Here is a 19,259-nt window from a genome sequence, read left to right on the forward strand (position 1 = left end):
CAAGGAAACTCCATGCATTTCGGCGTGTTCGACCTGTTCAAGATCGGTGTGGGTCCGTCAAGCTCCCACACCGTGGGGCCGATGAAGGCAGCGCGCAGCTTTCTAGAGCGCATTGAGGCCGAGCACGGGCTGGAGGCGGTGACACGCATTCAGGCCGAAGCCTATGGATCACTGGCGCTCACCGGTTCGGGCCACGCCACGGACCGCGCGATCCTGTGGGGTCTGGAAGGAGTGCGGCCTGAGGAGGCGGACCCCGACGCCCTGCCTGCCATCATCGAGCGCATACTTGAGGCAAATGAGCTGCGTCTGCTGGGCGGGCATACAATCGCGTTTGATCGTCAGCGCGATTTGCTGATGAAAGGCGAAGTCCGCCTTCCCTTCCATTCAAATGCCATGAAATTCATTGCCTTCAATCAAGAATGCGATGTGGTGCGCGAGGAAATCTGGTATTCAATCGGCGGCGGTTTCGTTATCGATGAAGCCGAGGCCGGACGCAATTCCGCCGCCGAGGCTCATACCGGCGAGCCCTATCCTTTCGACAATTGCGACCAGCTGCTGGCGATCTGTGACCGCGAGGGCCTGTCCATTCCCGACGTCATGATGGCCAATGAAACCGCCTTCCGGCCCGAGGCCGACGTGCGAGCCCATATCGCCGGGATCGCCGCGGCCATGGAGGCCTGTATCGAGCGCGGCACGCGCATCGACGGCGAACTGCCCGGCGGCCTGCGGGTGCAGCGCCGCGCACCGGGCATGCGGCGCAAGCTGATGGCGGCAGCGGCCCGCGCCGAGACCGACCCGCTGGCGTCCATGGAATGGGTGAATCTGTGGGCCATGGCGGTCAATGAAGAGAACGCCGCCGGCGGCAAGGTGGTCACCGCGCCGACCAATGGCGCGGCAGGGATCATTCCGGCGGTCGCGCGCTACTACGACCGGCATCACCGGCGCAGCGAAGATCACAACGCCATGGCGCGCTTCTTCCTCACCGCCGCCGCCATCGGCGCGCTGTACAAGAAGAACGCGTCCATTTCCGGTGCAGAGGCGGGCTGCCAGGGCGAGGTGGGGGTGGCCTGCTCAATGGCCGCCGGCGGGCTGGCCGCGGCGCTGGGTGGGTCAAATCGCCAGATCGAGAACGCCGCCGAGATCGCCATGGAGCATAATCTGGGTCTGACGTGCGATCCGGTGGGCGGGTTGGTGCAGATCCCGTGCATCGAGCGCAATGCCATCGGCGCGATCAAGGCGATCAACGCCGCGCGCCTGGCCCTGATCGGCGATGGCGCCTACAAGGTCAGCCTTGATCAGGTGATCGAGACCATGCGCCAGACCGCGCTAGACATGTCTGACAAGTACAAGGAAACCTCCACCGGCGGCCTGGCCGTCAATGTGCCGGTGTGCTGAGAGGTTCGGGACCGGACCCACGCTCGGACACAGGGCCAAGATTAGCCGTCACGAGCGCCGATTCCATGTACGCGCCGCGGAAAATGTGCGTACTCAACGCGCTGAGGATCAGATACGCGCCTGCGCCGGCCCATGAGGATGGTATGTCTCCGGCGGAACCGGCGAACAGAGCAATTGACTGAACCGGCACGCCACGTGTCAGGTCGAACAGGACCCAGACCGCCGTATTGACGGCGGTGAGGACAAAGAGTGCCCACGCAAACCCCCACAAATGCCGTTGCACGCCTGAAAATCCGGCGAAGACCGACATGCGCCCCTGCACGATTGTGAGGGAGACCCCGCAAATAAACCGGTACGCGATGAAGGCCACGATCAGACCTATCGGCGCCACGATCAGCCCGACGACCGGGGGCGGCGCGCCCGCGCCCTGCGACAATAACAGCCAGAACGGCCCCAGCACGGCGAAGGTGCAGATCAGCAGCACACCAATCAGAATCAAGGCCACCACCGAGGCGCCGAACACGAGCCCCTCCTCATGCCACAGCCGCCAGGGCAGTCCGGCGCGGGCCGGCTTGCCAGCCAGAAATCTCTGCCAAGCCGTCTCCCACATCAAATACATCAGGAGCATGGCGACGACCGCACACGCGGCCAGCGGCCCCTCCTGCCAGCCTGGCGGCTTGGTCGCCATGAAGGCGGGCCAGGCGAACAGGAAAAAGCCCAGGATCAACCCGATCGCGACGGCGTCCATGGCGAACAGCCGCGCCGCCTCGGACGGGCGGTCCGCGACCGTGCGCACGAACCGGGTCAGCGCACCGGCGGCCGAGAAACGGTGGGTCGTGTAAAGGTCAGTCATCGCCGCTCCGTCTGTCAGGGGCGATCGTGCATCAGCGATACGCCTGCATCAATCCGGAGATTGCGTCTCTTGTACGCTTGTTGTGTCATGGCGACGCATCGCAAACACGCCTAGCGCGACCACCAGAACTGCCATCGCGGCCATCTGGCCGAAGACCTGGGGCGGCAGACCGGTCCCCTCGCCGCCCGTACCGGTGGCGGAGGTCAGGACGCGGGACAGGATCTCGCCTGCGTCAAGGTCCGGGCTTACGGCGTAAAGCGCGATGGCCGGCACCGCCACCGCGAGGGCATTGAACATGCCATGCGCACCGCACGCCTCGATGATCGAACCGCGCCACAGGCAGAGCATGGCGAAGACCAGCCCGGTCAGCCCCAGCGTGACCAGAGCCGAAATGCCGAACACCAGCCCGGACACCAAAACATGGGCGTGCAGGAGCATGAAAGCGGTGCTGGTGACAATCACGCCTGTGCGCAGGCCCCAGCGCGCGACCAGAGCACTCATAAGCCAGCCACGAAACACCAGCTCCTCGACTGCGCCCTGGATAAGAAAGCCGAGCGCGACCAGTCCCAACAGGCCTGCGAACGCCAGCGGGACCGACCGTGTATCCGCTGCCGCCACCAGTGCGGGACCGTCAGCCGGTGCCATCACAGCCATTGCTGCCAGCCCGCCAAGGCTGGTGAGTGTCAGCATGAGGATGCCGACCAGCAGGCCAACCGCGAAGCGGCCGCCAGCGCCCCGCCAGCTGAGGCCGAGGCTAGACGCCCCACGGCGCTCCACAAGGCCGGCCCACAACGCTGTCAGCACAGCCCACAGCACGAACTGGCCGAGCAGCAGCGGCAGCAGGTCAACGACAGAGGGCTGTGTCCCGCCTGCCTGCAGCGTCAGGATGACGGTTCCGATGATCACCGGCAGGCTGGACAGGACATAAGCCACCACCAAAACGCCGATCGAGGCCAGACCCGGCAGGCTGCGCGCACCCTCGGGCCAGGGCGCGTAAAGGGCAGCGCGGATCAAGAGGCCCACCCGGAACGGAGCACGGCCACCATCATCCGGCGGACGGCTCGGGTGCCGGGTCCGGCGCAGCAGCCGGCGTATCGGCCGCCACCGCCTCTGCCACCGCGCCATGGCGGCGCGCGACATAGGCCCCGACACCGTGCCACAGGCCCTCAAACGCGATCTGGAACGCAAACTGGGTCACAACAATGATTGCCACCAGCACCATCCCCATCGGCGATGTCAGCGTCTCGCCCAGGATTGCGAACACTTCGGATGCATCCGGTTCGCCCGCCCCGTCCATCGCCATAAACGCCGCCACCAGATCCGAGGCGGCGAACAGAAGCGCGACCTGCTGGATCATCGACACGACAATGGCCCCGGCGATCCAGACACCGACCAGGACGAGGTAAGACAAGAACATCATTCCGGCGACGCCTTTGGACGCGGCCACCGCGCCGAACAGCCGGAAGCGGCGGTCATGAACTGACATCGCCGGTGCCGCTGCAAACCGCAGGCAGATTATGATCAGCACCACGACGGCGATCAGGACGGCAATCGTGCCGGCCAGCGCCCCGACCGCAATGCCGCCAGCACCATCCATGGCTCCGATCAGGACGGCACCGCCCAGGAAGGCGATGGAGAGAACCAGGTAAACGGCAAACCAGAACGCGATGAAGACGAAATTCACACCGAACAGGCGCAGTTCATCAAGGCCCAGACGGAAGGGAATGACGGGGCGCATTTCATCACGCGTCAGAAGCCGCAGCCATGCGCCTTGCGAGGCCAGCGACAGCAACAGCGCGCCCAGACCCAGAAGCATGAACCAGCCGGACGATTGCAGCAATGTCTGAAGGACAAGGGCCTCATCATTCATGTCGGTCTCGGCCGCGAGTGTCAGCAGCGGCCAGAAAGCGGCGAAAAACCCCGCCATCAGCGCACAGATCAGCACCATCTGCAGGAAGCCGATCCAGAGCGCGGCCATGGGGCGGCGGGCGACCACCTGGAAAAACTGGAAGGTCGCGGCCAGAAAGTCATACGGCGGTTTGGTCATGATAGTCCCCCCGGGATCAGTTGAAACGCTCCGGAGGGGAAATCTATCGCCCTGAACGCGACGCGTCTCGCCCAATCAGGCTGTGGCTGTCGTATCTGAGGGAAATTTAATGTAAAGCGCCCCCAGAGCCACAGCGCCCGGTGCGATCACCAGCGCCAGCTTGAGGGCGCCATGGATCGCACCCAGCAGCGTCACGGCGGCCAGCGAGCCCGCTCCGGCACCGAGATGGGCGGCCCCCGGCCAGACCCCGAACAGCGCCTGCGCCGTAAGATTGAAAGCGATCAGGATCGCCACGCCCGGTGCAGCAGCGGCCAGCAGAGTCAGGCTGATCTCGATCCAGCGTTTTGACGAGACCGGCCAGATCGACAGGACCCGTACCCGCCCGCTGTGCAGCGTGGCAGGCAGGCTGACGGCAAGGCGCGCGACAAGCCAGAGCGAAAACCCGACAAAGGCGATGAGCAGGAACCCGGCCACAATCCATTCGCCAATCCCGAACAGGGCGTAGATATCCACCATCCCGGCGGGTGGCTCCGCAGCGACATCCACATTGATGACCGCCAACGCTGTGAGCATGAACATCAGGGCGAGACCCGCCGTGCCCAGCACGGTGAACAGCAGCACCCAGATCAGCGCCATCACGCCCAGTACGCGCCGCTCGTCATCGCCAACGGCCAGGCGTCCCGCCTGTTCGAGACCGATGCGGCCGAAGGCAGCAAGCGCCGGGACAGTGGCAACGAAGCCGATCACCATAGCGCCAAGCCACTGCCACAGCGGTGCCTCGCCTGCCGCCAGCCTGAAGGCGGTCAGGGACTCCAGCGCGTAGGCGAGCGCGTAGATCGCTGCAGCCACAAGCGCGATGCGGCCATGGCGCAGGACGCTGACGATTCCGGTGCGGGCGGAGGGGAGATCAATGAGGTTCATGGCGCGGGACGTAGACCGAAACCGCGGCCGGGCCAAGCGGGTGCGCGCTCAGGGCGCAGGTGCGCGCCCGATACAGTTCGCCTCCGGCCAGCGCGCCGCGCCATCAGCCGGGTAGCGGGGCTCGTTCAAGACAGTGCGCACCACCCGCCAGCGGGACCACTGGAAGCGGTCTGCGGTCGCGGTGTTCCGCTTGCGCCAAGGGGCCGGTTGCGCGCACGCTCCGCCCGGCTTGGGTCCGCCTGCGCCACGACCCAGAGGCTGTGCCGCCCACAGACAGACACCGGCATCCCGCTGCAACGCCCCCCACACGCCGGGCGCAGGCCGGGGCTTTAAGCCGGTCGCCCCGGCGCGTATATCTCGGCCCCATGACACACCCGATACACATTATTGGCGGCGGCATGGCCGGATCGGAAGCGGCGTGGCAGGCGGCTGAGGCCGGTGCGCGCGTCGTGCTGCACGAGATGCGCCCGGTGCGCACCACCGAAGCCCATCAGACCGATGGCCTGGCCGAGCTGGTCTGCTCCAACTCGTTCCGCTCCGATGACCATGAGACCAACGCGGTCGGGCTTCTGCATGAGGAAATGCGGCGCGCCGGCTCGCTGATCATGGCCAAGGCGGAGATCGCCCGCGTGCCCGCAGGCGGCGCGCTGGCGGTGGACCGGGATGTGTTCAGCAAGGCCGTGACGGGTACGCTGGAGGCCCATCCGCGCGTCGAGATTGTCCGCGAGGAAGTCGCGAGCCTGCCGCCCGAAGACTGGGACAGCGTGATCATCGCCACCGGCCCCCTCACCTCGCCCGCACTGGCCGAAGCGGTGCACGGACTGACGGGCGAAGGCGAGCTCGCTTTCTTCGACGCCATCGCGCCCATTATCCACGCCGACAGCATCGATATGGGCGTGGCCTGGAAGCAGTCGCGCTATGACAAGGGCGACACGGAGGAGGACAAGGCCGCCTATATCAACTGCCCGATGGACCGCGACCAGTACGAGGCCTTCATCGATGCGCTGATCGCCGCGCCCAAGACCGAGTTCAAGGACTGGGAGAAGGACACGCCCTATTTCGACGGCTGCCTGCCGGTGGAGGTGATGGCCGAGCGCGGGCGCGAGACCCTGCGCCATGGTCCCATGAAGCCGCGTGGCCTGACAAACGCTCACAACCCGGATGAAAAACCCTACGCCGTCGTGCAGCTGCGCCAGGACAATGCGCTGGGCACGCTGTTCAACATGGTCGGCTTCCAGACCAAGATGAAATACGGCGCGCAAGCCGATGTATTTCGTATGATTCCGGGGCTGGAGAACGCGAGCTTCGCGCGCCTGGGCGGCATTCACCGCAACACCTTCCTCAATTCGCCGCGCCTGCTCGACGGCCTCATGCGCCTCAAGGCGCGCCCCAGCTTGCGCTTCGCCGGTCAGATCACCGGGGTGGAGGGCTATGTAGAGAGCGCGGCCATGGGATTGCTGGCCGGGCGTTTTGCCGCCGCCGAGCGGCTTGGACTGGCTTTGACGCCCCCGCCGCCCACCACAGCGCTGGGCGCACTGCTCACCCACATCACCACCGGCCATGTGCCGGGCAAGAAGGGCGCGTTCCAGCCCATGAATGTGAATTTCGGCCTGTTCCCGGACATGGAAGGCCCCAGCCGCGGTCCCAACGGCGAACGGCTGCGCGGCGCGGCCAAGGCGCAAGCCAAGAAACGGCTGATGAGCGCACGCGCCCTGGCCGATCATGAGGCGTGGCTGACGGGCGCGATTGCAGCGGCAGCAGAGTAGCAGCGCCCGGATCAGACCTGGCCTGACGCCCGGTCTGGCTCGCTGGTCGCGGTGAGGGCCTCGGCCACCGCGCAGTGTGCGCGCGTGGTGTTACGGCAGGTGCGCAAGGACGCCTCCAGCTGCGCTTCTATCTCGCGCAGGTCTGCGATTTTCGCCCTTACGGTCTCCAGGTGCCGCGAGGCCAGCGCGTCAATCGCGCCGCACTCGGCCTGCCGGTCTTCCAGGAGGTTCAGGAGGTTGGACACGTCGGCCAGGGCAAAGCCCAGGCTGCGCCCACGGCAGATGAAGCGCAGCCGCTCCTCCTCGGCCCGTGTGTAGGTGCGGTGCCCGCCCTGCGTGCGCGCGGGCGCATTGATCAGGCCCAATTGCTCATAATAGCGGATCGTCACCACCTTGCAGCCGGTGCGGCGCGCCAATTCTCCAATGGTCAGAACCTCGTGCATGACAGGCTTGAACCTATAGCGGCTGTAGAAATTACGCTGTGCCCGACTCGGCCGCTCAAGAATCCGGCCCGCGCCTGAGACGGGGATTGATCGCATGACGCTGCGCATTTGCCTACCGGAACGCTTGCACCGGTTCCTCTTGAGCGCTTCAAGCGCCGCCCTCTTCGGCCTCGCAGCGGCTGGCCCCGCCCCCGCTCTCGCATCATCCGATCCGCATCCCGGACACGCAGAACACGAGGAGGAGGATGCGCACGATTCGCACGATGGACACGACGCGCATGACGAGGACGTCGTCACAGTCAGCGCCACCCGGTCACGCCGCCGCGTGCAGGATGATCCGATCCGCGTCGAAGTGATCGGGCGTGAGGAGATCGAGGAAAAGATCATCATGTCGCCGGGCAATATCTCGGTATTGCTGGCCGAAACCGGCGGGCTTTGGGTGCAGGCGAGTTCGGCGGCGCTGGGTTCGGCGGGCATCCGCGTCCAGGGGATGAGCGAGCGATACACCCTTCTGCTCGCCGACGGCCTGCCCCTCTATGGCGGTCAGGCGGGCTCCATCGGGCTGTTGCAGATTCCGCCGACAGATCTGGCGCGGGTAGAGATCATCAAGGGCTCCGCCTCGGCGCTCTATGGCGGGTCAGCGCTGGGCGGGATGATCAACCTGATCACCCGGCGGCCGGGCGATGCGCGCGACGGCGATATCCTGATCAATCTCACCAGCGAGCGGGGTGCGGACATCACCACCTATGCCGCCGCGCCTCTACCGGGCGGCTGGGGCTATTCGGTCACGGGCGGCGGCCACTGGCAGGATGTGCGCGATCTGGACGGGTCAGGCTGGGCGGATATTCCATCCTATGAGCGCTATACGCTGCGCCCGCGCCTGTTCTGGGACCGGGCCGCCGGCGGCGGTGCCCTGTTCACATTTGGCTACGCTCAGGAAACCCGCAGCGGCGGGACCCTGCCCGGCCGCACTGTACCCGATGGCGATCCGTTCGCGCTGGGCCTGGACACCCAGCGCCTCGACGCCGGGTTCAGCCTGGATCTGCCGATTGGCGAGGATCTGGACTTTGGGGTGCGGGCCTCCGCCATGGAGGCGCGCCACCGTCACCGGTTCGGCACCGCGATGGAGCGCGATCAGCGCCGCACCCTGTTTGGCGAAGCGACACTGGCCTGGTCTCATGACGGGCACAGCCTGGTGGGCGGGGTGGCGGTGCAGGCCGATGCCCTGGACACGGACGATTTTCCAAGCCTCGACTATAGCTTCACCGTGCCGGGCGTGTTCATTCAATATGATCGCGAACTGACCGACGACTTCACGGTGTCGGGCAGCCTGCGCGCGGATTCACACAGCGAATATGGCGACTTCCTCAGCCCGCGCCTGTCAGTGCTGTGGCGCCCGGGCGTCTGGACGCTGCGGGCGTCAGCCGCACAAGGCTTCTTCGCGCCCGGCCCCTTTATTGGTGCGATTGAGGAGACCGGCCTGTCGCGCCTTGATCCCCTGACAGGTCTCGAGGCCGAACAGGCAGAGAGCCTGTCCTTCGATATCGGGCGCCGGTTCGGGCCGGTTGAAGCCAATATCATTGCGTTCCAGACACGCGTGACCGACGAGGCTTTGCTGATCCCCACCGGCGCGGTCATGCCCGATGGCACAAACCGGCTGCGCATCGTCAATTCACCGGGCGAGACCGAGACGCGCGGTGGCGAGTTCCTGCTGCGCTATCGCTATGAGCACTACGTGGTGACGGCGAGCTATATGTACACCCAATCAGACGCCCGCGATCCGCTCACCGGCCGGCGCAGCGAGACGCCCCTCACCCCGCGCCATTCGGCCGGCTTGGTCGCCATGTGGGAAGATCATGATCGCGGCCGGATCGGGTTCGAGGCCTATTACACCGGCGGACAGGCGCTGGAGGACAACCCCTACCGCGCCCGGTCGCGGCCCTTTGTCAATATGGGGGTCCTGGCCGAATGGCGCGTGGGACGGTTCAGCGTGTTCGGCAATGCCGAGAACATCCTCGACATCCGCCAGAGCCGCTACGACCCGCTGGTGCGCCCCGCGCGCGGATCAGACGGACGCTGGACCGTCGACGCCTGGGCGCCCACGGACGGATTTGTCTTCAATGGCGGGGTGCGCGTGCGCTTCGGGGCGGCGCAGTGAGGACGCATCCGGGGCTGAGGCAAGGCCGTCGCACTTGACCGCTGAGCGCTTGCTCCCTCCCCTTCAGGGTATTTGGACCGGGCCTATCAGTCCTCCCTCCCCCACCGGGGGAGGGCCGGGGTGGGGGCGCGCCTTTTCAGCAACCCTGACGCTACCCCTTACCGCCGCACACCCCANCCCCGTCAGACGCCTCCGGCGTCTGACCCCCTCAAGGGGAGGGAAAAAGTGCTCAACGCTCAAATGCGATAGCCCTCCCCCAGCGGAGAGGGAGAGCCGCCTGCACGGCTCCACCCAAACCTGACTAAGCCGTCCAAAAGCGATCATCCTCAGGGCTGAGGCGGGTGGGATTTAAGCCGCCACGCCTTCCTTCACCCGGAATTTCGCTTCGGTCTGGGCCTCGATCTGATCCAGCGTGACGCCGGGTGCCATTTCGATCAGCTCCAGCCCGCCCTCGACCACGTCAAACACGCCCAGCGTGGTGATGATGCGGTCCACGCACGCCTGGCCGGTCAGCGGCAGCGAGCATTCTTTCAGGAGCTTGGGTTCGCCCGCCTTGTTGGCGTGATCCATGATCACGACCACGCGCTGCACGCCCGCAACCAGATCCATGGCACCGCCCATGCCCTTGACCATTTTGCCCGGGATCATCCAGTTGGCGATATCGCCCTTTTCGGAGACCTCCATGGCCCCCAGGATGGACAGGTCAATATGGCCGCCACGGATCATGCCAAAGCTGTCCGCCGAGCTGAAATAGCTGGTGTGGGCGAGCTCTGTGATGGTCTGCTTGCCCGCATTGATCAGGTCGGGGTCCACCTCGTTCTCACGCGGGAACGGCCCCATGCCCAGCATGCCGTTCTCCGACTGCAAGGTGACATCCATCCCGTCGGGAATGTGGTTGGCCACCAGCGTCGGAATGCCGATGCCCAGATTCACATAGAAGCCATCCTGCAGCTCCCTGGCGGCGCGTTCGGCAAGCTCGTCGCGGGTCCAGGCCATGGTCATCTCCTTATGCGGGCGTGCGGCCAATTGACCGCTCGGGTGAAACTTACAGTGTTGGCCGCGCGTTACTGCGAGGCACCGCGCAGCAGGGTCGCCGCCTCGCGGTTATCCTGCGGCAGGTCGCGCCCGCCGGCGCGGGCCCGGTCGAGCTGGATACGCAGCGCCAGATCGCGCGCCGCCTGCTCGTTCGGGACGATATAGAGATTTTCAGTCCGGCACATGCGGGTGCCGGAGCGCACCGTGCGCGGAGCGCATAAAGCGGCGCTGGCGGGCAGGACGCGGCGGCCCACATCCAGCATGCGGCACGGCTCTTCGAACTCGATCAGCACGGTGCGCGCCTGACCGCTCACCTCCACCCAGTGGAAACGCTGTTCATAGACATCGTCGGTCAGCCAGGCTTCGCGGCGAAAATCATTCGGCGCGGGCAGGCAGCGCTCGGCAACTTTCAAGGAGGCAGGATCGACGTCCAGGTAATCGATGTCAGATGCGCCGGCCGGCGCGGACATCATGGCGGCGGCAACGGCGAGCGCGGCCAGACAGGTCAGGGATCGCATGTGCGCATCACTCCTCATCAGCGTTGTCAGCCCCGTCATCATGATAGCGCAAAGACCCGCGGATCGCTGCCCTTGAAATGTGACACCTGCGCCTGAGCTGGCGTCAGCTGCGCACCGTGCGCTGTTCGATGCGCTTCTCGTGGCTACCCTTGATCAGGCGCTGCACAAAAATGCCCGGCGTGTGGATGGCGTCGGAATCGAGCGCGCCTGCTTCGACGATCTCTTCCACCTCGACCACGGTGATCTTACCCGCTGTGGCCATCATCGGATTGAAGTTCCGCGCGGTCTTGCGGTAGATCAGATTGCCTGCGGTATCGGCCTTCCAGGCTTTGACCAGCGACACATCGGCGATGAGGCCGGTCTCCATGATATAGGTCTCGCCGTTGAAGTCCTTGTGCTCCTTGCCCTCGGCCACCAGCGTGCCGACGCCGGTCTTGGTGTAGAAGCCCGGAATCCCTGCCCCGCCCGCACGGATGCGCTCGGCCAGCGTGCCCTGGGGATTGAATTCCAGTTCCAGCTCGTTCGACAGGTATTGCTTTTCGAAGGTCTTGTTCTCCCCCACATAGGAAGAGATCATTTTCCGGATCTGGCGGGTGTGCAGCAACAGCCCGAGCCCGAAATCATCCACCCCGGCATTGTTGGAAATGACGGTCAGACCGGTGACGCCGCTATCGCGCAGCGCCGTGATGAGGTTCTCCGGAATGCCGCACAGGCCGAACCCGCCCGCCATCAGCGTCATGCCGTCGAACAGCAGGCCATCCAGCGCCGATGCCGCATCCGGATAAATCTTGTCAGCCACCGCGCCGTCTCCTTCAGACCCGAATTTCAACGCTCGTTTAATCTGTGCCCCGGTTATAGCGCCGGCACCGCAAAACGCCAGTAGGCTTAGCCCAGCGCGCCGCCCGCTTTCAATGCGGCGATGTCACTTGCGCTGAAGCCCCAATCGGCCAGGACCGGTTCGGTATCCGCGCCAGGCCTGGGCGCCGGTCCCTGAATGGCACCCGGCGTGCGTGAGAAGCGCGGCGCGGGGGCTGCCTGCATCACCCCGTCCACCGCTTCGAACACGCCACGCGCCTGCATGTGGGGATGGTCGCGCGCCTCGTGGATATCCAGCACCGGCGCAAAGCAGGCATCAGCGCCCTCCAACAGGGCCGTCCAGTGATCGCGCGGCTGGCTGGCGAAGGTATCGGCCAGAAGCCGGCGCATGGCCGGCCACTGCGCGGCATCAAACTGTTGGGCCATAGCGGGGTGGTCATGCAGCCCCAGCTTGCCGATCAGCAGGGCGAAAAACTCCGGCTCCAGCGGCGCAACTGACACAAACTTGCCGTCGGCGCAGCGATAGGTGTCGTAGAACGGTGCCCCGCCATCGAGCAGATTCTCCCCGCGCGGAGCGCTCCACAGCCCCATGGCTGACAGCTGGTGTACGGCGGCCAGGAGATGCGTGGTGCCATCCACTATGGCGGCGTCCACCACCTGGCCTTCGCCGCTGACACGCGCATGCAGCAGAGCGGCTAGAACGCCCACGGCGAGGTACATGGAGCCGCCGCCGAAATCGCCCACCACATTCACCGGGGGCACGGGGCGCTCTTTGGGGCCGATGGCGTCGAGCGCACCGGTCAGCGCGATGTAATTGAGATCATGACCGGCAGCATGGGCCAGCGGGCCGTGCTGACCCCAGCCGGTCATGCGTCCGTATACCAGCGCCGGATTGGCCTTCAGGCAGACATCCGGTCCGAGCCCGAGCCGCTCCATCACGCCTGGACGATAGCCCTCCAGAAGGATGTCGGCAGACGTGAGGAGCTTGAGACAAGCCACTACAGCTTCAGGCTTTTTAAGATTGAACGCAACGCTTCGGCGCCCCCGTGCCAGCACCTCCGCCGCGCCGCCGCCACCGGCACCGGGCCGGTCGATGCGCACCACCTGCGCACCGAGATCGGAGAGCAGCATGGCGCAGAAGGGTGCCGGGCCCAGCCCGACAAACTCAATCACTTTAACGCCGTGCAAAGGCCCTTGTGCTTTGTTCTGTCGGGGCATTCTTTCGTCCCAGGCTGAGAAGTCAGGAAAACGGGTTGTGGCGCCGAAGCTGGACAGACACAATACACTCGGGACAATCCGCGGGGGGAGCATGGGCCGGGCGTATTCGATCCTGGTGATTGCCAAGGGCGACGCCGCTATCGACGCGGTCGCCGGTCTGCGCCCGTTGGGCTTCGATGTCACCATGGCCGGGCCGGACAACGCGGCACAGTCGCACGCCTTCGAAGCGGTGGTTTCTTTCAGCCCGGTGCGCGCCAGTGACATTGCCGACCGGGTCCATCTGGCCGTCGGCGATCACACGGCGTCCGGCGCCGGCGGGCGGTTGCAGGCCGGGGCTCATCCCATTCAGATTGCGGCACGCTTGCGCGCGCTGATCCGCCTGAGCGTGCTGGAAGACGCCGCCCGGCTGCGCGCCGAGGATGCGCGGGCTGCGGGCGCCGCCCCTGCCGCCATGCCAACCGGCACAGACAGCGGCGGCGTGCTGTTCGTCGGTGCCCCCAGCCCGGGCTTCCTGCGCCTGGAGCATGCGCTGCGCGGTGCCAATGTGGAGACAGTCGCAGCCTTCTCGACGTTCACCGCGTTCGACTATCTCCATGAACGCCCGTTTGACGCCGTGGTGCTCAACGCCGAGCCCGATCCCGATCTGGCCCACACGGTGTGCTCGGCCATGCGCCGCAATACGCGCCTGTACCACACGCCCGCGGTTCTGATGACGCGCAGCGATTCTTATGCCGGCGCGGACGAGGCATTTGCGCGCGGGGCGTCGGATCTGGTCTCGGCGCGCGCGGACGACACCGACATGCGCACGCGCATCACAGGCCTGGCCGCCGAGCGCCGCCGGCGGCGGCGTGCCAAGACTTTGCTGGAAGCCTGCCGGGCCCCCGGCTTTCTCGACACCCACAGCGATCTGTTTGCATCCGGGTTTGGCGAGCGCCACCTGACATCGCTGCTGATGCGCGCCCAGGATCGCGGACAGGCGCTGGCGCTGGTGGGCCTGACCGCCGAGGCGCCGGCCGATTGCGGACCGGCCCACGCGTCTGCTGCGCTGAACCAGTTCGCGGCCATGCTGCGTCACTGCGTGCGCGCCGAGGACCTCGCCGTGCGTCAGGGACCGGGACGCTTCTGGCTCGCCCTGCCCAATACCCGCACTGAAGACGCCCGGCTGGTGGCCGCCCGGGTCGCAGCCATCGCCGAATGTACGGCCTATGAGGGCAGCGACCCGTTGCGTCCGTTCCTGCTGGATGTGCGCAGCCAGGTGTGTGAACCGCCCGCCGGAGCCGACGCCAAAGCCGCCCTCGCCCTGGCGTTCGCGCCCGAACCGGCGGCCCGCGCCGCTACCGGCTAGGCGGCGTCGCGGGCGCGCCTCGCCGCATCCGCGATCGGCGCCAGCAGGCGCTGCACGCCCTTGAGGCGGTCGATGATCTCCGGGAAATCGCCCCGCAGCACGATGGAATTGTCCGGGCGCAGCTTGTAGTCCAGCGGCCGGCGCGTCATCAGATCCACCAGAGCGGCCGGATCGGCGAAGGCGTGCTCGCGGAAGGTCGCGACCGCGCCCTTGGGCCCGGCGTCCAGCTTGGACACCCCGGCGCGCTTGCACAGACCCTTGATGGCGACCACCTGCATCAGGCTCTCCACCTCTTCAGGCAGCGGGCCGAACCGGTCGATCAACTCGGCGGCGAAGCCTTCGCGTTCAGCCTTGGTCTCCAGCCCCGACAGGCGGCGGTAGAGCGCCATGCGCACGTCCAGATCGGGCACGTAATGGTCCGGGATCAGCACCGCGGCACCCACATTGATGGCCGGCGACCAGTCGCGATTGTCTTCCGGGGCCTGCCCCTGCAGCGAGGCGACGGCCTCTTCGAGCATGGCCTGATACAGCTCCACTCCCACATCGCGGATATGGCCCGACTGCTCCTCGCCCAGCAGATTGCCGCCACCGCGCAGGTCCAGATCATGGCTGGCCAGCGTGAAGCCCGCGCCCAGATTATCCAGCGATTGCAGAACTTTGAGCCTCTTGTCCGCGCCTTCGGTCATGGACTGGTTGGCGGGCGTGGTCAGATAGGCGTAGGCGCGCGCCTTGGAGCGGCCGACCCGTCCGCGCAGCTGATAGAGCTGGGCCAGGCCGAACCGGTCGGCGCGGTGGACGATCAGTGTGTTGGCGGTGGGAATATCGATGCCGGATTCCACGATGGAGGTGGACACCAGAACATCGTACCGGCCCTCGTAGAACGCCGTCATGATGTCTTCCAGCTGGCTGGCCGCCATCTGGCCATGAGCCAATGTGAAGCTGACTTCGGGCACCTGCTCGCGCATGAAGGTGGCGATCTCGTCGAGATCGGTGATGCGCGGTGCCACAAAGAAGCTCTGACCGCCCCGGTAGCGTTCGCGCAGCAGCGCCTCGCGCACGGTCACCGGATCAAACGGCGTCACATAGGTTCGCACCGCCAGGCGGTCGACGGGGGGCGTCGCGATGATGGTCAGATCGCGAATGCCCGACATGGCCAGCTGCAGCGTGCGCGGAATCGGCGTGGCGGTCAGCGTGAGCACGTGCACGTCGGTGCGCAGCTCTTTGAGCCGCTCCTTGTGCTTGACCCCGAAATGCTGCTCCTCGTCGATGATCATCAGGCCCAGCGATTTGAACTCGATAGTCTTGGCCAGCAGGGCGTGTGTCCCCACGACGATGTCGCATCGCCCTTCGGCCAGGTCCTTGCGTGTCAGTGCGGCGTCCTTGGCCGGGACCAGCCGCGACAGCTGGCGCACCTGGACCGGCCAGCCGCGGAATCGCTCGGCAAACGTGGAATAGTGCTGGCGCGCCAGCAGAGTCGTGGGCGTGACCACCGCCACCTGACGCCCGCTCATGGCGGTGATGAAGGCCGCGCGCAGGGCGACCTCGGTCTTGCCGAAGCCGACGTCGCCACAGATCAGCCGGTCCATCGGACGGCCCTTCTTGAGGTCCTCGAACACATCCTCGATGGCGCTGAGCTGGTCGTCGGTTTCCGCAAAGGGGAAGCGCGCCGCGAACTCGTCATACAGGCCGGACGGGGCCTCGATCACCTCGGCGTCCCGCGCATTGCGGGCTGCAGCGATGCGGATCAGCTGGTCAGCCATATCGCGCAGGCGCTTCTTGGCCTTGGCCTTGCGCGCCTGCCAGGCCGCGCCACCCAGCCGGTCCAGCTGCGCGGTCTCGCTGTCAGCGCCATAGCGCGACAACAGTTCGATATTCTCAACCGGCAGGTAGAGCCGAGACTCCCCGGCATATTCAAGCTCCAGGCAGTCATGGGGCGCGCCGGTCACGTTCAGGGTTTTGAGGCCCATATATCGGCCCAGACCATGATCGGCGTGGATGACCAGGTCGCCGGGGGTCAGCGCGCCGGCTTCGGCGATGACATCGCTGGCCTTGCGGCGCTTGCGCGGCCGGGCGAGGCGGTCGCCCAGAACATCCTGCTCGGAAATGACGACGAAATCGGGCGTTTCAAACCCGTGTTCCAGCGGCATGACGATGCGCGCAATGGCTTTGCCGGGCAGGCGCAACGCCTCGTCCCAGCTGCCTACGGCTTGAACCGGCGACAGTCCATGTTCACCCAGAACGCCACCCAGGCGCTCTGATGCCCCCTCGCTCCAGCTGGCGAACAGAACCCGCTTGCCAGTCTGGCGCACGCTGGCGGCGTGCCGCGCGGCAGCTTCAAACACGTTCTGGTCGCCCTGCCGCTCGGCGGCGAAGCTGCGGCCCTGCTTGCCGCCCGCGTCCAGCACGTGCTCGCCGGGTTCCTGAAAGCTGGTGAAGCGGCGCACCGAGCGCGCGCCCAGCGCCGCCTCCCACTCGTCTTCATCCAGGAACATGGCTTTGGGTTCAATGGCGCGATAGGCCGGCGCGCCCATGGCCCCGGCACCGGATTTCTGGGCCTCCTGGCGGGCCTCGTAATAGTCCCGAACCAGTTCCAGCCGCTCTTCCAGCGCGGGCCGTGCCAGCGGATCGAGGCCGATCAGCGCGTCTTTGCCCGCATAATCAAAGACCGTGTCGAGATGATCGTGGAACAGGGGCAGCCAGTGCTCGGCTCCGGCCGGGCGGGCCCCGGCGCTGACCGCGTCATAGACAATATCGCCTGATCCGGCCGCGCCGAAACGCTTCAGGAACCCGGTGCGGAAGCGCGAGATCGCGGCGGCGTCCAGCAGAACTTCACTGACCGGCGTGAACCGGACTGCCTTGAGCTGGCGTGTGGTGCGCTGGGTTTCGGGATCGAAGGCGCGCACGCTTTCCAGGCTGTCACCGAAGAAATCCAGGCGCACCGGCTCGGACGCATCGGCGGGAAACACGTCGATCACGCCGCCGCGTACGGCATAATCGCCGCGCTCGGTTACGGTGGCGGCGCGCACGTAGCCGTTCGTGGTCAGATGGGTCTTGAGCACTTCGCTGTCGAGTATTTCGCCCGGACGCGCAGACAAGCCGCCACCGGCCATCGCATCACGCGGCGCACACCGCTGGACCACCGCGTTGACCGTGGTGATCACCAGAAGCGGGCTGTCATTCGCCGTTCGTTGGGCCAGGCGGTGCAGCCCCCCTGCCCGGCGCGCGGCTGTGCGCGGGCTGGGGCTGATCCGGTCATAGGGCTGACAATCCCAGGCCGGAAGGCGCAGGCGGTCCAGATCAGACGCGAAGAATCGCACTGCCGCGTCAAACGCGCTGGCGCGCGCCTCGTCAGCGGCGATGTACAGGCCGAGCCCGCCGCGGGCCCGCAGCGCATCACAAAAGATCAGCGCATCAAACCCATCCGGCGCGCCACAGACTGTCAGCGCACCGGGGGTGCGGGCAATACGGTCAAGATCGTTCAAGGAGCGGCCCTTCCAGAACGCCAATGGGCCCGCGAGGCGAATATTCGCCCCCGGGTCAAGGCAGGTTGTTCAAGCCCCAGCCTGCGCGCAGGTCAAGACGCGAGGCGCGTTTATAGCTCGCAAGCCTCACGCAGAAAGGCCGCGTGCTGATCAAGGATGACCACCATGCGCCAATCTGCGCCCTCGGCTACCAGGCGCTCGCGCCAGTGGCCGATTACGGTCTCCTGGGTCATCAGCCAGTCACGCACGGAATCGGACAGGGGGCTCGGCCCGGGGCCGCGCGCCGGCCCTGCCCGCTGAGCCAGGCTGCGCGGGCCGGGAAAGGCGATGACCTGGGCGCTGGCATGAGGCATGGCGAGTCCTTCTGGCGTTCCGGGATCACCATCTTGCGACTCACTCGCATTCGCGTCAAGCGCAGGGCAGCAAAAAGCCCCTGCGCCGCAGCGCAAGGGCCTTCATGCCACGCTCAGGCAGGCGGCTACGACCTAGAAGCGGCGGACGTAGCCGAGCGTCCAGACATTCGCATCGCCGTCGAAGTCATACCGGGTGTAGTCGAAGCGAATCGCGTTCGGACCCGAGAACGCCCACTCGGCACCCACGCCATAGGCCGGGCCGTCATTGTCTTCCTGGATGGTGAGGCCGGACGCCGACGCGTCAAATTCACCCCACGCATAGCCGGCACGGGCGAACACGGAGAATTGCTCGGACACCGGGTATTGCGCTTTGGCAAAGCCAGCGAGGCCATAATTGAGGCCGACATCGGCGGTCAGTCCGCCACCGATCGCCACTTCGTCATCCTGAATGCCGATCTGGCCCTCGGCTTCCACGCCAAAGAACGCGGTCAAGTCGAACCCGCCGCGCACGTAAATGGCATTGAAGTTGGCACCGTCAGCGTCGAAATGGGCGACACCGCCGCCGATATGGGTGCGGCCGTCTTGAGCCGAAGCGCCCGACGCCAGAACCAGCGCTGCGGCGGTGGAGAGGAGAATCGTTTTCATGAGTTGTTTTCCTTGTTGTTAGAACCGGAACGCGTCCGGCCCGTCACAAGACAAGCGCCTCCCGCCACGGGGCAGCAAGCCGCTCCTGGCATCTGTGACCGTTCTGCGAATGAGGTGGTGGCGAACAAGATACGCACACAGGCAGAAGTGTGGCTGAACCGACCTGAATGTGGCCCCTTTGTGCCCAACATAACCAAGATATTTCAGCTATTTAATTAAGTGGATGTCATGTTTGACATCAGACCGCGCACTGGCCACCGGACA

General features: G+C 66.0%; 16 protein-coding genes. 4 read left to right on the forward strand and 12 right to left on the reverse strand.

What is annotated here, in order from left to right; translation table 11 throughout:
• Positions 1–12 precede the first annotated feature (12 nt).
• Entirely contained in the window at positions 13–1,395 is a 1,383-nt protein-coding gene (locus L2D00_04170; GenBank protein ID WBQ13884.1) for an L-serine ammonia-lyase, read from the forward strand.
• Here L2D00_04170 and L2D00_04175 read toward each other — a convergent pair.
• The 4 genes from L2D00_04175 to L2D00_04190 all read right to left on the reverse strand — a co-directional run bounded on the left by L2D00_04175 (position 1,376) and on the right by L2D00_04190 (position 5,216).
• Positions 1,376–2,191 (reverse strand): hypothetical protein, encoded by an 816-nt coding sequence (locus L2D00_04175; GenBank protein WBQ13885.1) that lies wholly within the window; start codon positions 2,189–2,191, stop codon positions 1,376–1,378. The genes L2D00_04170 and L2D00_04175 overlap by 20 nt on opposite strands.
• Positions 2,192–2,296: 105 nt before the next feature.
• Entirely contained in the window at positions 2,297–3,262 is a 966-nt protein-coding gene (locus tag L2D00_04180; GenBank protein WBQ13886.1) for a CPBP family intramembrane metalloprotease, read from the reverse strand.
• A gap of 31 nt (positions 3,263–3,293) precedes the next feature.
• A complete protein-coding gene (locus L2D00_04185; protein ID WBQ13887.1) occupies positions 3,294–4,295 on the reverse strand; it encodes a hypothetical protein in 1,002 nt (333 codons plus the stop codon).
• A gap of 75 nt (positions 4,296–4,370) precedes the next feature.
• Complete coding sequence (locus L2D00_04190; GenBank protein WBQ13888.1) at positions 4,371–5,216, reverse strand: hypothetical protein; 846 nt, start codon at positions 5,214–5,216, stop codon at positions 4,371–4,373.
• A 365-nt stretch (positions 5,217–5,581) separates the two neighbouring features.
• Here L2D00_04190 and trmFO point away from each other — a divergent pair, with 365 nt between their 5' ends.
• A complete protein-coding gene (gene trmFO / locus L2D00_04195) occupies positions 5,582–6,982 on the forward strand; it encodes a methylenetetrahydrofolate--tRNA-(uracil(54)-C(5))-methyltransferase (FADH(2)-oxidizing) TrmFO (protein WBQ13889.1) in 1,401 nt (466 codons plus the stop codon).
• 11 nt (positions 6,983–6,993) lie between these two features.
• Here the strand turns inward: trmFO and L2D00_04200 are convergent, their stop codons facing one another.
• Positions 6,994–7,425: a helix-turn-helix domain-containing protein gene (locus L2D00_04200; GenBank protein WBQ13890.1), complete on the reverse strand. Its 432-nt coding sequence runs from the start codon at positions 7,423–7,425 to the stop codon at positions 6,994–6,996.
• A 94-nt stretch (positions 7,426–7,519) separates the two neighbouring features.
• Here L2D00_04200 and L2D00_04205 point away from each other — a divergent pair, with 94 nt between their 5' ends.
• Positions 7,520–9,583, forward strand: coding sequence for a TonB-dependent receptor (locus tag L2D00_04205; protein ID WBQ13891.1), 2,064 nt, complete (start codon positions 7,520–7,522; stop codon positions 9,581–9,583).
• 348 nt (positions 9,584–9,931) lie between these two features.
• On the opposite strand, the gene L2D00_04210 is transcribed toward L2D00_04205, so the two are convergent.
• From L2D00_04210 to L2D00_04225, 4 genes are all read right to left on the reverse strand, one after another.
• Positions 9,932–10,579, reverse strand: a complete 648-nt coding sequence (locus L2D00_04210) for a CoA transferase subunit B (protein WBQ13892.1) — start codon at positions 10,577–10,579, stop codon at positions 9,932–9,934.
• Between the two features lie 68 nt (positions 10,580–10,647).
• Entirely contained in the window at positions 10,648–11,136 is a 489-nt protein-coding gene (locus L2D00_04215; protein ID WBQ13893.1) for a hypothetical protein, read from the reverse strand.
• Positions 11,137–11,239: 103 nt separating this feature from the next.
• A complete protein-coding gene (locus tag L2D00_04220) occupies positions 11,240–11,935 on the reverse strand; it encodes a CoA transferase subunit A (protein ID WBQ13894.1) in 696 nt (231 codons plus the stop codon).
• A gap of 86 nt (positions 11,936–12,021) precedes the next feature.
• Entirely contained in the window at positions 12,022–13,170 is a 1,149-nt protein-coding gene (locus L2D00_04225; protein ID WBQ13895.1) for a CoA transferase, read from the reverse strand.
• 91 nt (positions 13,171–13,261) lie between these two features.
• Between L2D00_04225 and L2D00_04230 the strand changes: the two genes are divergently transcribed.
• Positions 13,262–14,515 carry a hypothetical protein gene (locus tag L2D00_04230; GenBank protein ID WBQ13896.1) on the forward strand — a complete coding sequence of 418 codons (1,254 nt, stop codon included), beginning with the start codon at positions 13,262–13,264 and terminating at the stop codon, positions 14,513–14,515.
• Here the strand turns inward: L2D00_04230 and mfd are convergent.
• The 3 genes from mfd to L2D00_04245 all read right to left on the reverse strand — a co-directional run bounded on the left by mfd (position 14,512) and on the right by L2D00_04245 (position 18,995).
• Complete coding sequence (gene mfd, locus L2D00_04235; GenBank protein WBQ13897.1) at positions 14,512–17,997, reverse strand: transcription-repair coupling factor; 3,486 nt, start codon at positions 17,995–17,997, stop codon at positions 14,512–14,514. The two genes, L2D00_04230 and mfd, sit on opposite strands and share 4 nt — an antisense overlap.
• 110 nt (positions 17,998–18,107) lie before the next feature.
• The gene (locus tag L2D00_04240; GenBank protein WBQ13898.1) at positions 18,108–18,350 is read right to left on the reverse strand and encodes a hypothetical protein; all 243 of its coding nucleotides are present in this window, start codon (positions 18,348–18,350) and stop codon (positions 18,108–18,110) included.
• A gap of 132 nt (positions 18,351–18,482) precedes the next feature.
• Positions 18,483–18,995: a porin family protein gene (locus tag L2D00_04245; GenBank protein WBQ13899.1), complete on the reverse strand. Its 513-nt coding sequence runs from the start codon at positions 18,993–18,995 to the stop codon at positions 18,483–18,485.
• Positions 18,996–19,259 lie beyond the last annotated feature (264 nt).

The organism is Hyphomonadaceae bacterium BL14, from assembly GCA_027627705.1.
GTDB lineage: Bacteria > Pseudomonadota > Alphaproteobacteria > Caulobacterales > Maricaulaceae > Oceanicaulis.

Coding starts and splice junctions, on each gene's coding strand:
- L2D00_04200 (WBQ13890.1), bottom strand. CDS start 7,425: ATGCACGAGGTTCTGACCATTGGAGAATTGGCGCGCCGCACCGGCTGC.
- L2D00_04185 (WBQ13887.1), bottom strand. CDS start 4,295: ATGACCAAACCGCCGTATGACTTTCTGGCCGCGACCTTCCAGTTTTTC.
- L2D00_04225 (WBQ13895.1), bottom strand. CDS start 13,170: ATGCCCCGACAGAACAAAGCACAAGGGCCTTTGCACGGCGTTAAAGTG.
- L2D00_04240 (WBQ13898.1), bottom strand. CDS start 18,350: ATGCCTCATGCCAGCGCCCAGGTCATCGCCTTTCCCGGCCCGCGCAGC.
- L2D00_04210 (WBQ13892.1), bottom strand. CDS start 10,579: ATGGCCTGGACCCGCGACGAGCTTGCCGAACGCGCCGCCAGGGAGCTG.
- L2D00_04230 (WBQ13896.1), top strand. CDS start 13,262: ATGGGCCGGGCGTATTCGATCCTGGTGATTGCCAAGGGCGACGCCGCT.
- L2D00_04170 (WBQ13884.1), top strand. CDS start 13: ATGCATTTCGGCGTGTTCGACCTGTTCAAGATCGGTGTGGGTCCGTCA.
- L2D00_04215 (WBQ13893.1), bottom strand. CDS start 11,136: ATGCGATCCCTGACCTGTCTGGCCGCGCTCGCCGTTGCCGCCGCCATG.
- L2D00_04245 (WBQ13899.1), bottom strand. CDS start 18,995: ATGAAAACGATTCTCCTCTCCACCGCCGCAGCGCTGGTTCTGGCGTCG.
- trmFO (WBQ13889.1), top strand. CDS start 5,582: ATGACACACCCGATACACATTATTGGCGGCGGCATGGCCGGATCGGAA.
- L2D00_04190 (WBQ13888.1), bottom strand. CDS start 5,216: ATGAACCTCATTGATCTCCCCTCCGCCCGCACCGGAATCGTCAGCGTC.
- L2D00_04205 (WBQ13891.1), top strand. CDS start 7,520: ATGACGCTGCGCATTTGCCTACCGGAACGCTTGCACCGGTTCCTCTTG.